This is a genomic window from Mycobacterium paragordonae, from assembly GCF_003614435.1.
GTDB classification, from domain to species: Bacteria; Actinomycetota; Actinomycetes; order Mycobacteriales; family Mycobacteriaceae; genus Mycobacterium; species Mycobacterium paragordonae.
Map to the genome: position 1 here is coordinate 1,762,740 of NZ_CP025546.1, position 15,839 is coordinate 1,778,578.

The following is a 15,839-nucleotide window of genomic DNA, read 5'->3' on the forward strand; positions in this document are numbered from 1 at the left end:
TCCGTCGTTTGGGCTGTCGACAGCGGTCAAGCGGCGACCAGGTGTGACGAAACCGGACTGGGGTACCCCGACATGACCTTGAGCACAGCCTAGCCAGGAACGACTTGGTGGTCGCGGGCACCCTGGCTGATGTGTCGAAACGCACGTCAACTGCGCCGGTGGAGAACGAAACCTCAGCTGATCACCGACGCCGTGGTGCCGCCCACGTTGGCTATGTAGACGTCGCCGGACGCGGCGCCGGTGGGGCTGACCGCCACCGCATACGGCAAGTTGCCGACGGGGATGGTGTCGGTGACGGTGTTGGTGGCGGAGTTGATTACCGACACCGTGTTGTTGCCCTCGTTGGTGACGTAGACGCCGGTAGTCGTGGGGAAGGTGGGGCTGACCGCCACCCCGAGCGGCTGGTTGCCGACGGGGATGGTGGCGATGACGGTATCGGTGGCGGAGTCGATCACAGCCACCGTGTTGTCGCCCGAGTTGGTGATGTAGATGTCGCCGGCCGCAGTGCCGGTGGGGCTGACCGCCACCCCCCACGGCTGGTTGCCGACGGGGATGGTGTTGATGACGGTGTCGGTAGCGGGGTCGATCACCGACACCGTGTTGCTGCCATTGTTGGTGACGTAGACGTAGCCGGCCTCGGGGCCGGTGGGGCTGATCGCCACCCCGCGAGGGCTGGAGCCGACGGGGATGGTGGCGGTGACCAAGTTGGTGGCGGGGTTGATCACCGACACCGTGTTGCTGCCATTGTTGGTGACGTAGACGTAGCCGGCCTCGGGGCCGGTGGGGCTGACCGCCACCGCGTTCGGCGTGGTACCGACGTTGATGATGGCGGTGACGGCGTGGGTGGCGGGGTTGATCACCCACACCTGGCCGGGGCCCTGGCTGGTGACGTAGACATAGCCCGCCTCGGGGCCGGTGGGGCTGACCGCCACCCCGACCGGGTTGGCCACCGGGATGCTGGCGACGACGGTGTTGGTCGCTGGGTTGATCACCGACACCGTGTTGTGGACCGCGTCGGTGACGTAGACGTAGCCGGCCTCGGGGCCGGTGGGGCTGATCGCCACCATGAACTGCTGGCCGCCAACCGAGATGGAGCCGGGGCCGCCGTTGCCGCCCGCGCCGGGAGCGCCGCCGCCGCCGCCGTTGCCGCCAGTGGTGCCGGTGGGACCGCTACCAGCTTTGCCAGTGCCGCCGGTGACGCCGGTTGAGCCAGTAGCGCCGGTGCCTCCGGTGCCTCCGGTGCCGCCGGTGCCGCCGGTGCTGCCGTCGCCGCCGATGCCGCCGGTGCCCGCGCCGCCGGCGACGTCGCCGCCGCGACCGCCACTGCCGCCGCTGCCGGCGAAGCCGCCGTGACCGCCGGAGAAGGGCGAGCCGAGAACGGCGTTGCCGCCGGATCCTCCCATGCCGCCCGTTCCGCCCACGCCGCCGTGGCCGCCGACGGCCCCGGGGCCCTGGGCCAGACCGCCCCGACCACCGTTGCCGCCGCCAAAGCCGGGACCACCGTCGCCGGGCGAGGCGGTGAGACTGCCGGCGGCGCCGTTGCCGCCAACCCCGCCGTTGCCGCCGACGCCGCCGGTTCCGCCCAGGTTGCTGGCGAGGCCGCCGACGGCGACGCCGCCGTCGCCTCCGTTACCGCTGCGGCCGCCGAAGCCGCCTTGGAGGCCCGTCCCTGCGGCGGGGGTGCCGCCGACGCCGCCGGAGCCGCCGTTACCGCCGGTGCCCCCGGTCTCGGCGAGGTCGCCGAAGCCGGCGGTGCCGCCGGCGCCGCCGTCGCCGCCAGTGCCGCCGAAGGCGGCCGAGTTGGGAGCCGCGTTGCCGCCGTTGCCGCCGTTACCGCCGGTGCCGCCGGCACCGCCGACGGGGCTTGTGCTGCCGCCGGTGCCGGCCGTACCGGCGTTACCGCCGCCGCCTCCGCGGCCGCCGGTGCCGCCGGTGGTGCTCAAGGAGTTGGCCCCGTTTCCGCCGTTGCCTCCCATGCCGCCGGCGCCGCTGGCGCCGTTGGTGCCGCCAGTGCCGGAGGCGCCGCCGGTGCCGCCGGCCCCACCGGTGCCGCCAAAGCCGCCGTTGTCGCCGGTGAAGCCGAAGGTGATGCCGTTGCTGCCGTCGCCGCCGGTACCGCCGGTGCCGCCGGCGCCGCCGTTGCCCCAGGTGGTGGCTGAGCCGCCGGCGCCGCCGTTGCCGCCTTTGCCGCCGGTGCCGCCGAAGTTCCCGCCGGTTCCGGCGTCGGGCCCACCCTTGCCGCCGCTGCCGCCGGTGCCGCCGGCACCGCCGGATCCACCGACGCTGCCGGCGCCGATAGCAGTACCCCCGGCACCGCCGGCACCGCCGGCGCCTCCGGTGTCGCCGGCGAGGCCGGACAGGCCGGCGTTGCCGGTGCGGCCGGTGCCGCCTAAGCCGCCGATGCCGCCGGTGCCGCCGATGCCGGCGGACAGCACGCCGCTGCCGGGCGTGCCGGCGTTACCGCCATCGCCACCTTTACCGCCGGCCGGGGCGGCGGTTCCGCCGGTTCCGGTGTCAGGGCCGCCGAGGCCGCCGACGCCGCCGGCACCGCCGCTGCCGGCATTGCCGCCGATGCTGCCGGCGCCGGTAGCGGTGCCGCCGTTGCCGCCCGCACCGCCGGCACCCCCGGCGTCACCGATGAGGCCGTTATTGCCGGTGTTGCCGAAGTGGCCGTTGCCGCCGTTGCCGCCGTTGCCGCCGATGCCGCCGCTGCCCGCTGTGGCGCCGGTTCCGACCGAGCCGGCGTTGCCGCCGTTGCCCCCTTTGCCGCCGGCCGGGGCGGTAGTTCCGCCGACTCCGTTGTCAAGGCCGCCGGGCCCGCCGTTGCCGCCCGCGCCGCCGTTGCCGGCGTTGCCGCCGACACCGCCAGTGCCGGTGGCGTTGCCGCCGTTGCCGCCGGCGCCGCCGGCTCCGCCGACGTCGCCGACGAGGCCTGGGCCCCCGGAGAAGCCGATGCTGCCGGCACCGCCCTTGCCTCCGTTGCCGCCCGTGCCGCCGCTGCCCGCAATGACGCCGACACCGGGCGTACCGGCGTTGCCTCCGTTGCCGCCTTGGCCGCCGGCCGGGGCGACGGCTCCGCCGAATCCGGTGTCGCCACCGCCGTCGCCGCCGTTGCCGCCATTGCCGCCGTTACCGGCTTTGCCGCCGATGCCGCCGGGCCCGCTGCCGGCGTTGCCTCCATCGCCGCCGGCCCCGCCGTTGCTGCCGGTGTGGCCGGCCTGGCCGGCGAGGCCGGTGTTGCCGGGGCTGCCGTTGCCGCCGGTGCCGCCGGTACCGCCGGTGCCGCCGATGCCCACGGTGGCGCCGGTGCCGAAGTTGCCGCCAGTGCCACCGGGGCCGCCGACGCCGCCGGTGCCGGCGCCGGACCCGACGTCAGCACCACCGGTGCCGCCCATGCCGCCTGTGCCGCCCATGCCGCCGTTGCCGCCGACACTCCCGGCGCCGGTGGCGTTGCCACCGTTGCCGCCCGTACCGCCAGGACCACCCTGGTTAGCGGTGGATCCGGAGAGGCCCGCCGCGCCGAGGCCGCCGGTACCGCCTTTACCGCCGTTGCCGCCGGTCCCGCCATTTCCCGCGGTAGCGCCGCTGCCGGCCGTGCCGGCGTCTCCGCCGTTGCCGCCGTTGCCGCCGAGTGGGGTGCCGCTGATGGTGCCGGGAGTGCCTGCGCCGCCCGCGCCGCCGTTGCCGCCGCTACCGGCGTCGCCGCCGACACTGCCGGTGCCGGTGGCGCTACCACCGTTGCCGCCGAAACCGCCGGCGCCGCCGTTGTCGCCCCAGCTGAGGCCAACACCGTCGTTGCCGGTGCTGCCGGGGCCACCAGTGCCGCCCTTGCCGCCGTTGCTACCGCCGCCCGAGGCCGCGGCGCCGAACCCGACGCCAGCGGAGCCGGCGTCGCCGCCCTTGCCGCCGTTGCCGCCGGCCGGGGCGGTCACGAAGCCGCTCCCCGTGTCGGTGCCGCCGGCACCGCCCTTGCCGCCGTTGCCGCCGCTGCCGGCGTTGCCGGCGACGCCGCCAGTTCCGGTGGCGTTGCCCCCGTTGCCGCCGCCACCGCCGGCTCCGCCGGCGTCGCCGGCCAGGCCGGCGTTGCCATTGTTGCCATTGCTGCCGGCGCCGCCGTTGCCTCCGGCGCCACCAGTGCCGCCGTTGCCTTGCGAGGTCGCGCCACCGAAGGCGCCGCCGACCAAGCCGGCGTCGCCGCCCTTGCCGCCGGCGCCGCCGGCCGGGGCAACGGTTCCTCCGGTGCCCGTGTCGATGCCGCCTTTGCCGCCATTGCCGCCGGCCCCGCCACTGCCGGCGTTGCCGCTGACACCGCCGCTGCCAGTGGTGTCGCCGCCGTTGCCACCGGTGCCGCCGGCGCCGCCGGCATCGCCGGCCAGGCCGGGGTTGCCGTTGTTGCCAGGCGTGCCGTTACCGCCGGCGCCGCCATTACCACCGATGCCGCCGCTGCCCACGGCGGAGCCGCTGCCGGGTAAGCCGGCGTTGCCGCCGTTGCCGCCGTTGCCGCCGCTTGGGGCCATGCCCCCGCCGAGCAACTTGTCAGCCCCACCGTTGCCGCCGTTGCCGCCGGCGCCGCCGCCGCCGGCGTTGCCGCCGATGCTGCCGGCGCCGGTGGCGTTGCCCCCGTTGCCGCCCGCACCGCCGGCGCCGCCGTTGGTGCCGTTAGTGGTGCCGGACAAGCCGCCAGTCTTGCCGGCACCGCCGGTGCCGCCGTTTCCGCCGGCGCCTCCGATGCCGCCGCCGCCTGCGGTGACACCGGCGCCGACGGTGCCGGCGTCGCCGCCGTTGCCTCCGTTACCGCCGTCCGGGCTGCTGTTCCCAGCGTCAGCAGCGCCGTTGCCGCCGTTGCCGCCCCGGCCACCGCTGCCGGCGTTGCCGCCGGTGCCGGCAATACCGCCGCTGCCGCCGCTGCCGCCCGCACCGCCGGCGCCGCCGCTGTCGCCATGGTCACCAGTGCCGACGGCGCCGAACGTGCCGTTGTTGCCATTGCTGCCGGCGCCGCCTTCGCCGCCGGCGCCACCGGTGCCGCCGCTGCCCTTGGTGGCGCCGTTGCCGACCGAGCCGGCGTTGCCGCCATTGCCGCCTTGTCCGCCGGGCGGGGCGATGGTTCCGCCGGTTCCGGTGTCGGCACCGCCGGCACCGCCGTTGCCGCCGGCGCCACCGTTGCCGGCGTTGCCGCCGACGCTGCCTAAGCCGGTGGCGTTGCCGCCGTTGCCCCCGACCCCGCCGGCCCCGCCAGCGTCGCCGGCGAGCCCGGGGTTGCCGTTATTGCCGATGGTGCCGGTGCCGCCGGTGCCACCGTTACCGCCGACGCCGCCGCCGCCCACGACGGCGCCGGTGCCAAACGCGCCAGCGTCGCCGCCGTTACCGCCGTTACCGCCGCTCGGGGCCATGCCGCCGCCGGGCAACTTGTCGATACCGCCGTTGCCGCCGTTGCCACCAACGCCGCCGTTGCCCGCCTTTCCGCCGACGCTGCCGGCGCCGGTGGCGTTACCGCCACTGCCACCGGTGCCGCCGGTGCCCCCGTCAGTGCCGTTGCTAGAGCCCGAGAAACCGCCGGTCAGGCCGGCGCCACCGGTACCGCCGTCACCGCCGGCCCCGCCGGTGCCGCCGTTGCCGGAAGTGAAACCGAAGCCTGCCGTGCCGGCGTCGCCGCCTTTTCCGCCGTTGCCACCGGAGGGGGCGCCGGACCCGATGTCGGAACCGCCATTGCCACCCGCGCCGCCGCGGCCACCACTGCCGGCGTTACCGCCGACCCCGAGGTTGCCGGTGGCACTGCCGCCGCTGCCCCCTCGGCCACCGGCGCCGCCGGTGTCACCGGCGAGGCCGGCATTGCCGTTGTTGCCGTTGCTGCCGACGCCGCCGCTGCCGCCGTTTCCGCCGATGCCGCCGCTGCCGATGAGACCGGCGGCGCCGCCGTCGCCTCCATTGCCGCCGCTAGGGGCGACGGACGCACCGGTCCCCAGGTCAAGGCCGCCGCCTCCGCCGTTGCCGCCGTTGCCGCCATGACCGGCGATGCCGCCACCGCCCGCGTTGCCGCCTTTGCCGCCGGCGCCGCCGTTGCCGCCGTTGATGCCTGGGCCGCCGGCGGCGCCGTTGCCGCCGGCCCCACCCTGACCGCCGTTGCCGAACGACCCGCCGTTGCCGCCGGCCCCGCCGTTGCCGCCATTGGCGCCGGGGATGGTGGCGTTGAATCCTGCCCCGCCAGCGCCGCCGTTGCCGCCGGTGGTGACTGCGGCTCCGGGGGTGCCGTCGGCGCCCTTGGTGCCGCCGCTGCCGCCGATACCGGCCGCGCCGCCGCTGCCGGCGGCGCCGATGGTGCCGGGGTTGCCGCCGTTGCCGCCTGCCCCGCCGTTGAAGAAGGTGGCGTCACCGGCTGCGCCGGCTCCGCCGTCGGCGGGGGCGCCGGCGTTGCCGCCTTTGCCGCCTTGGCCGCCGTCACCATTGACACCCACGGTGCCGTGCGCTGAGGAGCCGCCATCACCACCACGCCCGCCGGCTCCACCGGCTCCGCCGTTGCCGCCCGACCCGCCGGCTTGTCCGGCGCCGGCGTCGAGGCCGCCGGTTCCGGCCTTGCCGGTGATGCCGGCGCCGCCGTTGCCGCCATCAGCGCCGGCGCCGCCTTTGCCACCGGCTCCGCCGTTTCCGGCCACCGCACCGCCGGAGCCGCCGGCTCCGCCGTTGCCGCCGGCCCCGCCGGCGATGCCCGGGCTGCCCGGGTCACCGGCCGCCAGGCCGTCGGGGCCGTTGGTGCCGGTGGCGCCGTTGCCGCCGGCACCGCCCGCCCCGCCGTTGCCGTATTGGCCGCCGTTGCCGCCGGCGCCGCCGTTGCCGCCCTTAGCACCGGGAGCGGTCGCGTTGAAGCCGGCTCCGCCGGTTCCGCCGTTGCCGCCGCTGGTGACCGCCGCGCCCGGGCTGCCGTCGAGGCCTTTGGTGCCGCCGCTGCCGCCGATGCCGGCCGCCCCGCCGCTGCCGGCGGCGCCGATGGTGCCAGGGTTGCCGCCGTTGCCGCCGGCGCCACCGTTAATGAACACGTCGGTACCGGCGGCGCCTGCTCCGCCATCACCGGGGGCTCCGGCGTTGCCGCCCTTGCCGCCTTGGCCGCCGTCACCGTTGACCCCGAGGGTGCCGTGCGCTGAAGCACCGCCGTCACCGCCGGTGCCGCCAGCACCGCCGGCCCCGCCGTTGCCCCCCGAGCCGCCGGTCTGGCCGACGCCCGCGTTGACCCCCGCGGTTCCGGCTTTGCCGGTGATGCCGGCCCCGCCGTTGCCGCCATCGGCGCCGGCGCCGCCTTTACCGCCGGCCCCGCCATTACCGGCCACGGCGCCGCCGGAGCCGCCGGCGCCGCCTTTTCCGCCGGATCCGCCCGCGATGCCCGGGCTGCCGGAGTCCCCGGCCAACACCCCGTCGGGACCATTGGTGCCGGCGGCGCCGTTGCCGCCGGCCCCGCCGGCCGCGCCGTTGCCGACCGAGCCGCCATTACCGCCTGCCCCGCCGTTGCCCCCGTTGGCGCCCGGGGTGATGGCGGTGAACCCGGCCCCGCCCGCGCCGCCGTTGCCCCCGCTGGTGACCGCCGCGCCCGGGCTGCCGTCGAGGCCTTTGGTGCCACCGCTGCCGCCGATGCCGGCCGCCCCGCCGGTGCCGGCCGCGCCGATGGTGCCGGGGTTGCCGCCGTTGCCACCGGCCCCGCCGTTGACGAAGGCGGCGTCACCGGCCGCGCCGGCTCCGCCGTCAGCGGGGGCTCCGGCGTTGCCGCCCTTGCCGCCTTGGCCGCCGTCACCGTTGGCGCCGAGGGTGCCGTGGGCTGAAGCGCCGCCGTCGCCGCCGGTGCCGCCAGCACCGCCGGCCCCGCCGTTGCCCCCCGAGCCGCCGGCCTGGCCAGCGCCCGCGTTGACCCCGGCGGTTCCGGCTTTGCCGGTGATGCCGGCCCCGCCGTTGCCGCCATCGGCGCCGGCGCCGCCTTTGCCACCGGCCCCGCCGTTACCGGCCACGGCGCCGCCGGAGCCGCCGGCGCCGCCTTTTCCGCCGGATCCACCGGCGATGCCCGGGCTGCCCGAGTCCCCGGACAACACCCCGTCGGGACCATTGGTGCCGGCGGCGCCGTTGCCGCCGGCACCGCCGGACCCCCCGTTACCAACCGAGCCGCCGTTACCGCCAGCTCCGCCGGCCCCGCCATTGGCGCCCGCGGTGACCGCGCTGAATCCGGCCCCCCCGTTACCGCCATTGCCGCCGGAGGTGATCGCGGCCCCGCCGGTGCCGTCGAGGCCTTTGGCGCCGCCGGTGCCGCCGACACCGGCCGCGCCGCCGGCACCGCCGGCCCCCACCGCTCCCGGATTGCCGCCGTTGCCGCCGGCTCCGCCGTTGACGAACAGATCAGTACCGGCCGCGCCGGCCCCGCCGTCGCCGGGGGTGCCGGCGTTGCCGCCGTGGCCGCCTTGGCCGCCGTCACCGTTGACCCCGGCGTTGCCGTGGGCGGCGCTGCCGCCGTCGCCTCCGATGCCGCCGGCCCCGCCGGCGCCACCATTACCGCCGGACCCGCCGGCTTGGCCGGCGCCGGCGTTAACCCCGGCCGTCCCGGCCAGACCCGTGATGCCATCGCCGCCGTTGCCGCCGGTCGCTCCGGCCCCGCCTTTACCGCCGGCCCCGCCGTTACCGGACACCGTGCCGCCGGACCCGCCGGCTCCGCCGTGGCCGCCGGCGCCCCCGGCGATACCGGGGGAGCCCGACTCACCCGGATTGACCCCGCTGGGACCGGAGGTGCCGGCGGCGCCGTTGCCGCCGACACCCCCAGCACCGCCATTGCCGACCGAACCCCCGTGACCCCCGGCCCCACCCGCACCGCCATTAGCACCCGCGGTCACCGGACTGAACCCGGCGCCACCCGCACCGCCATTACCGCCGCTGAGCACCGCCAGCCCCGGCCCGCCCTCAGCCCCGGCCACCGCGCCCGCACCGCCGGCCGCCCCACCATGCCCGCCACCACCCGCGGCGCCGGGGTTGCCGCCCGTGCCGCCGGCCCCGCCGTTGATGAAGGTGCCGGTACCGGCCGCACCAGCACCACCGTCGCCGGGCAACCCGGCCGCCCCACCGGCCCCGCCGGCCCCGCCGTTACCGGCCGCGCCGACCTGACCCAACAACCCCCCGGCCCCGCCAGCCCCACCAGCGCCGCCGTCACCGCCGGCCCCGCCGTCGGCACCCGAGCCGCCCAGACCGCCGGCCCCGTTATTGACCCCGGCCACACCTGCGGTGCCGGTCAGCCCATTACCCCCGGCCCCGCCGCCCCCGCCGGCCCCGCCGAGTCCGCCGGAGCCGCCGTCGCCGACGATCACCCCGCCGCGGCCACCCGCCCCGCCCATCCCGCCAGTGCCGGCGTTGCCGCCGCCGGTACCGGAATCACCCGGGTTGACCCCGTTGCCACCAGGGGTGCCGTGCCAGCCCGCCCCACCGACCCCGCCCAGGCCACCGTCGCCGAACACGAACGCCTGCCCGCCGGCGCCGCCGATGCCCCCGACCCCGCCCAGGGTCACCGCCGCACCGCCGGCACCGCCGGTGCCGCCGTTGCCCATCAACCAGCCCCCGGCCCCGCCGGTGCCGCCGGCCCCGCCCGCCACCCCGGCACCCCCGGCCCCCCCGGTGCCGATCAACCCCGCCGCACCCCCGGCCCCACCCGCCAACGGAGTGCTCCCGGTCGGGCTGTAACCCGCCCCGCCGTCGCCGAACCACAACCCGCCCGCACCCCCGGTCGGGCTCACCGCGGTACCGGTGGCGCCGTTGCCGATCAGATCCCGGCCCAACAACAACTGGGTGGGGAAGTTCAAGATCGGGTCCAACACCTGCCCGAACACACTGTTGATCCACCACTGACTGACCGTGTGGGTGGGCCCGTACACCAACAGCTGAAACACCCCAGCCACCGGCGACGCCGCCGCCGCCGCCGCCGTCGCCGACCCCTGCAACCACGCCGCCGCACTGACCTCAGCGCCGGCATACTCCGCGGCCGCCGACCGCAACGCCGCCACGATCTGGTCCTGGAAGCCCGCCGCCTGCGCGGCCACCGCCTGATACTCCCGAGCATGGGTGCCGAACAACGCCGCAATCGCCGCCGAGACCTCATCACCGGCCGCCGCCGCCACCTGCGTCGTCGGCATCACCGCCGCCGCGCTCCCCGCACTGACATCGGAACCGATCCGCGCCACATCAGACGCGGCCTGGGAGACCACCTCCGGCGAAACAACTACAAAAGACATCGCCAGACTCCCTGCGCCCGAGTTTCATTTCTGCCCTTTTGTCACTCTGGACACACCCCATGGGGTATGCGGAGAACGACGTTCTCCGATACAACGGCTTCGCTTAACGGATCTTTAGGGCCGAAAGTCCCTCCGCGTCCGTCCAATGGTCCTGAGCCCGCTCCGTTGAGTGCTGGCCGCGGAACCAGCCGGGCAAATACGATTGATCTACGCGACGGGCGGATTTGCGGAGCGCTTGTTGTTACTGTTGGACTGGGGCGCTGCTCACTTTTGCGAGGTCAGCGCGATGATGCCGAGGCTCAATCTGGGAGGACGGGGTCTGTGAGTTTCTTTACACTGCCGCCGGAAATCAACTCGTTGCGGATGTTCCTTGGGGCCGGAAGTGCGCCGATGTTGCAGGCGGCGGCGGCCTGGGACGGGCTCGCGGCCGAATTGGGCACCGCCGCCCAGTCTTTCGGATCGGTGATCTCCAACTTGGCCGGACAGGCGTGGCAGGGTGCGGCGTCGGCGGCCATGGCTGCCGCGGCCGCGCCCTATGCAGGCTGGCTGGCCGCGGCCGCGACACAATCTCAGGGTGCGGCCGGGCAGGCGCTGGCGGTGGTCAGTGCTTTTGAGGCGGCCCAGGCGGCCACCATTCATCCGGGTGCGGTGGACGCCAACCGCAACGCCTTCGTGAACCTGATCATGACGAATCTGTTCGGACAGAACGCGCCCGCGATCGCCCTGGCCGAGAGCATCTACGAGGAGATGTGGGCCCAGGACGTCAGCGCGATGGCGAGCTACTACTCCGGGGCGGCAGCCGCGGCAGCGCAGGTCGTGCCGTGGCAGTCGGTGTTGCAGAGCTTCCCGGCCCTGGCCGGTGGCATCGCCAGCGGTTTGAGCGGTGCGGCCGGTGGTGGTGGTGGCGGCGGCGGCACCGCCGGTGCCGCGGGTGGGGGCGGCGGCGCCAGCGGCGGCGGAGGGGCCCCGCCTGGGACCACCGGCACTGAGGGCGCTGCAGCCGCCGGTGGTGGCGGCGGCGGAGTCGGCAGCGCCGACGGCGGACTTGCGCCGGCCAGCTATACCGGCGGTGACGCGGGCGCCTACGCCGGCGGCACCGCCGCTGGGACCGACGTCGGCGGCGCGGCGGCCGCCACCAGCGCTAATCCCGGTGTGGCCACCTCGGGTGTCGGCGGCTTCGGGATGATGCCGATGCCGATGCCCATGGGCGGAATGACTCGGAGCGCCGGTCTGCTCGGCGACGGCCCGTCGATGCCGGTGCCGGCCAAGGCCGAGGAGGAAGAAGAAGCCCTCGCAGCCAAGGAAGCCGCCGAGGAAGCAGCCCAGGACGCCGCCGAAGAAACCGAAGTCACCGCCGAAACGGCGGAGGCAGAAGTGCCGGCCATGACCGTGCTGCCCACCGCGGTTCCCGACGCCGCGGCGGCGGCCGCCCCGGGCGAAGCCAAGCAGGCCGCGCGGACAGCCGGTGCGTCGAGGATTCCGGCGTCGGGATTCCGCGCGTCGGACGCCGCAGAGGAAGCCGAAGAATCGGTCGCCACGCTACGTCCGAAGATCGCCCCGGGCGAGTTCCACCCCCGGGCCGAGGAAGCGGAAGAAGAAGCGAAGATCCAGATCCCCGGCGCCTGAACTGCGCTTAGTGGGCGGGGGCGCGCAGCAGGCTAAGGGCCGTGCGGCCCAGCAGGATTGGATCAAGCGGATGCGGAACCGCCGCCTCGGCGCGTGACCAGCTGGCCAGCCAGGCGTCGTCCGGACGTCCGGTCAGCACCAGAATCGGCGGGCACGACGACAACTCGTCCTTGAGCTGCTTGGCGATCCCCATGCCTCCGGTCGGCGCCGCCTCTCCGTCGAGGATCGCCAGGTCGATACCGCCCTCGTCCATCGTGCGGATCACCATCGGGCCGGTAGCGACCTCGACATAGCTCAACTCGGGCAGGTCCGGGTGCAGCCGTTTACCCAAGGCCTGCTTCACCTGTTCGCGGGTTTGGACGTTGTCGCTGTAGACGAGGATGCGCAGCGGGCTGGAGTCGGGCACGGTGCAGATGTTAATTCACGCGGTCTGAGCCGAGTGCACGAAGACGGCATCAGCGGACACCACGACCGCGTTGGACATCACGCCGAGTTTGTTCCAGCCCAGGTCGAACCGGGATCGGTCGATCTGCGTCTGACCCGAAATTCGCACCGAACCGTCGTCGAGTTCGGTGATCGTCACCGGTAGCGGCACCGGTTCGGTGATGCCCTTGATGGTGAAGTTGGTGTGCAGGTCGGCAGACTTTCCGTTGGCCGGATGCAGGGCGTTGACGACGACGGTGATCTGGCTGAAGCGTTCGACATCGAAGAAGTCGGGCGAGCGAAGGTGCTTGTCGCGGCGGGCGATCCCGGTGTCCAGCGAGGCGACCTGGATGTCGATCCGCCCCGAGACCGCGCCTTTTCCGGCGAGCCGGCCCTCGCCGCTGAACTCGGTGAACGAGCCCTTGACGGGCATCAGGCCCCACATGTTGCGGATCTTGAAGGTGACGGCTGAGCGGTCGGGCGCCAACGCCCAAGTCCCGACGGATTCCGGGTCGCTGAGCAGAGTTTCCAGCGTGGTCATGGTGCATGCCTCATTGACGGAGTAGGGGCGCGAGCTCGGCGGGGTCGAAGTACTCGTCTATCTGGTTGATAAGACCTTCTGTGTCCACCTTGATCACGATGCAAACCCGCATCGCGATCGACTGGCCGCCGTGACCGGTGGCATGCAACACGTGCTGCTGGACGAATCCGTTCTCGAACACCTGTCGGTCCAGGATCTGGTAGCCGCGGGTGGCGGTGGTCGACAGGAACCAATCGATGACGCGCAACGCCCGCGTCTTGTCATCACACGTGGTGGGGTCGCGGCGGCCGTCGGTGCGCCAGACGGCGATGTCGTCGCTCCACATCGAGGCGACGGTGGCCCGATCGCCGTTCGCGATTGCGCTGAACAGCCGGTCGGCCAGTTGGTTGACGGTCATGACAGCGGCTCCTTTTTGAATCCGGGTTGGACGTCGTATCCGGGTTGGGCGTCGAATCCGGGTTGGGCGTCGTATCCGGGGTGGGCGGCCGCGAGCCGGTGCCCGACCAGCGTGCGCAGGCAGGCCGTGACGTCGTGGTCGCGGCCGTCCAGGTCGCCGGCGCGGATCGCGGCGGCCAGGGCGGTCTCGTCGGTGAAGCCGAGGCCGGTCAGTGCGGCCCGGGCTTCGGCTTCACCCGTGTTCCGCAGTTCGCGCTCGACCATGCGCAGGGCGTTGGCGGCCACCCGGGCGTGAAAGTTGACCTGCCCGGTGGTGGCCTCCCGGACGTCGTGTTCCAGGAATTCAGCGACGGCGGCCACCAGTTCGGCCGCGGTCGGCCGGCCGTGTAGGTTCACGAATCCTCCAACAGGTCAAGCAGATCCCACTCGTTCTCACACACCCGGCGACCGATCGTGGCCAGCTCCACCGAGCGGGTCTGCCCGCTCAGATGGCGTTCCGCCTGATACCGGCAGATGACACCCCAGCGCAACGTGGCCAGCACCAGCCACCAGTGAAACGCGGCCCGGTCGACCGCCGTCGCGCCGGCCTCCTCGTAATACCGCAGAAAGCTCTCGATGCTGCCCAGCCCGCCGGCCGCGCGGCTCGCCGGGGCGCCGAACCGCCACGCGCGCACGCAGAACCAGGCGAGGTCCTCGTAGCGCTCGCCGACGTGCACCAACTCCCAGTCCAGCACGGCGGCCAGGTCGGAGCCGTCGACGATCAGATTGCCCATCCGGAAATCACCGTGCACCAGCACCGCGGGCGACGGCGCCGGCCGGTGGGCGCTCAGCCAGCGAATCGCCCATTCGAAAGTGGCTGTGGTGTCGCCCATGTCATCGAGCTGCTGGCGGGAATGCTGGATCGGGTCCTCGTGGGCCAGGTCCGGGTCGGCGGCGTCGGCGCGATGAATCGCGGCCAGGGCGTGCGCGCACTGCCGCAGCAACCGCTCCGGGTCGTCCAGCTGGCGGAAGATGCGCCGGACGATGGTCTCGCCCTTGATCTCCTCGCAGATCAGGAATGGATTGCCCAGCGCCGCAACGGAATTGTCGGCAACCAGCACGTGCGGCACCGGTGCGCCGACGGCCGCCGCGGCTGCCTGCACCCGTGCTTCCAGTTCCATGCCGGCATGGATGTCGTCGGGAGGCCCGGTACGCAGAATCAGCGGGCGCCGCTCGGTGCCGGTGACCGCGTCGAACGCCCAGGTGGTGCGGCTGGCACCCCCGGTGAGCACCCGGAGGTTGTCGATCGCGACCTCGTCGCCCAGTACCGGCTCGAGCAGCGCGGTCAAGCTGTCGGACAGGGTCACTTCTCGATCACTTCTTGCCGAACTTGAACAGCCGCTGGGCAACCCGGCGGATCTGAATCTCCTCCGCCCCCTCGGTGATCCGGTAGCGCCGGTGGTGGCGGTAGATGTGCTCGAGTTGCTCGTGCCGGCTGTAGCCGATGCCACCGAGCACCTGCATGGCGCGGTCGGCCGCATCGCACACCAGCCGGTTGGCCCGGTAGTTGGCCATCGACACCTTGTCAGAGACCTCCATGTGGTGATTGCGATCCAATTGTGTTGCAGCGTAATACACCAGCAGCCGCACCATCTGCGCCTCGGTCTGCAGTTCCACCAGTGGCCACTGCACCGCCTGGTTCACCGCCAGCGGTTTGCCGAAGACCTGACGTTCCCCGGCGTAGGTCACGGCGCGGTCGATGCAGTACTGGGCGGCGCCCAGGCTGCTGGCGGCCTGACGAATTCTGTTCTCGTGCAGGAAGGTCTGGCCGACCTCCAGCCCGCGGTCCACCTCGCCCAGGATTGCGTCATCGGGCACCCGGACGTCCTTGAGTTCCACCTCGGCGTGGTCGGTGGGCATGTTGAACGTCCACCAGTAGTACGGGATGGTGAAGCCGGGGGAGTCGCACGGCACCAGAAACGCCGTGATGCCGCGCGCCTGGCCGGGCTCACCCGAGGTGCGGGCGAACACCAGGTCGTGGGTCGCGCGATGTACGCCGGTGTTGAATCGCTTGGCGCCGTTGATGACCCAGCTGTCGCCGTCACGGACGGCGGTGGTTTCCAGCCAGGTGGCGTCGGATCCGTGCTTGGGCTCGGTCAGCCCGAACGCCATCGACCGCTCGCCGGTGATCAGCGCCTCGGTCCATTCTTTCTTCTGCGCGTCGGTGCCGAACCGGTCCATCATGATCACCTGCGGGAAATTGCCGACGATCGACGACTCGTCCTGCAGGTCGTTGTGCAGGCCGAGTCCCTTGTGCGCCAGGTGCTCCCGAATGACGGCCATGTCGATGTTGGTGCCGTCGCGCCCGCCGAATTGCGACGGCAGACCGTATCGCAGCCAGCCCGCCCGGTCGGCGCGCCGGCGCATCTCACCGAGCAGGTCCTCCCATTCCCGGCGCGGGATGCCACCGTTGTCCCAGTCGGTGCGGGCATTCTCGCGGCGGTGGTCGAAATACTGGATGTTCTCGCGTTCCAGCGGCTTGATCTCGGTCTCGATGAACTCGTCCATCTCCGCGAGCAGGCCCGGAAGGTGTTCGGGCAGGCTGAAATCCACGCTGATCTCTCCTTTGT

Annotated in this window: 8 protein-coding genes; 1 reads left to right on the forward strand and 7 read right to left on the reverse strand. The window is 74.0% G+C overall.

The annotated features are described in order from the left end of the window. Positions 1-173: 173 nt before the first annotated feature. Positions 174-10,244, reverse strand: a complete 10,071-nt coding sequence (locus C0J29_RS08215) for a PE-PGRS family protein (RefSeq protein WP_120791997.1) — start codon at positions 10,242-10,244, stop codon at positions 174-176. 321 nt (positions 10,245-10,565) lie between these two features. Here C0J29_RS08215 and C0J29_RS08220 point away from each other — a divergent pair, with 321 nt between their 5' ends. Beyond that, positions 10,566-11,870 carry a PPE family protein gene (locus C0J29_RS08220; protein ID WP_120791998.1) on the forward strand — a complete coding sequence of 435 codons (1,305 nt, stop codon included), beginning with the start codon at positions 10,566-10,568 and terminating at the stop codon, positions 11,868-11,870. A gap of 7 nt (positions 11,871-11,877) precedes the next feature. Here the strand turns inward: C0J29_RS08220 and C0J29_RS08225 are convergent, their stop codons facing one another. Genes C0J29_RS08225 through C0J29_RS08250 form a run of 6 tightly spaced genes read right to left on the reverse strand, consistent with a single transcriptional unit; the run spans position 11,878 to position 15,822 of the window. Continuing rightward, positions 11,878-12,276, reverse strand: a complete 399-nt coding sequence (locus tag C0J29_RS08225) for an Rv3143 family two-component system response regulator (RefSeq protein WP_065043518.1) — start codon at positions 12,274-12,276, stop codon at positions 11,878-11,880. Positions 12,277-12,291: 15 nt separating this feature from the next. After that, complete coding sequence (locus C0J29_RS08230) at positions 12,292-12,834, reverse strand: YceI family protein (protein ID WP_120791999.1); 543 nt, start codon at positions 12,832-12,834, stop codon at positions 12,292-12,294. 10 nt (positions 12,835-12,844) lie between these two features. Beyond that, on the reverse strand, positions 12,845-13,231 hold the full coding sequence (locus tag C0J29_RS08235) for a nuclear transport factor 2 family protein (protein WP_120792000.1): 387 nt from the start codon (positions 13,229-13,231) through the stop codon (positions 12,845-12,847). Then, positions 13,228-13,626, reverse strand: coding sequence for a DUF6285 domain-containing protein (locus C0J29_RS08240; RefSeq protein ID WP_120792001.1), 399 nt, complete (start codon positions 13,624-13,626; stop codon positions 13,228-13,230). Before C0J29_RS08240 ends, C0J29_RS08235 begins: the two co-directional genes overlap by 4 nt. Beyond that, positions 13,623-14,576 carry a phosphotransferase family protein gene (locus C0J29_RS08245; protein ID WP_082994238.1) on the reverse strand — a complete coding sequence of 318 codons (954 nt, stop codon included), beginning with the start codon at positions 14,574-14,576 and terminating at the stop codon, positions 13,623-13,625. Before C0J29_RS08245 ends, C0J29_RS08240 begins: the two co-directional genes overlap by 4 nt. 7 nt (positions 14,577-14,583) lie before the next feature. Then, a complete protein-coding gene (locus tag C0J29_RS08250; RefSeq protein WP_065043513.1) occupies positions 14,584-15,822 on the reverse strand; it encodes an acyl-CoA dehydrogenase family protein in 1,239 nt (412 codons plus the stop codon). Positions 15,823-15,839: the final 17 nt, after the last annotated feature.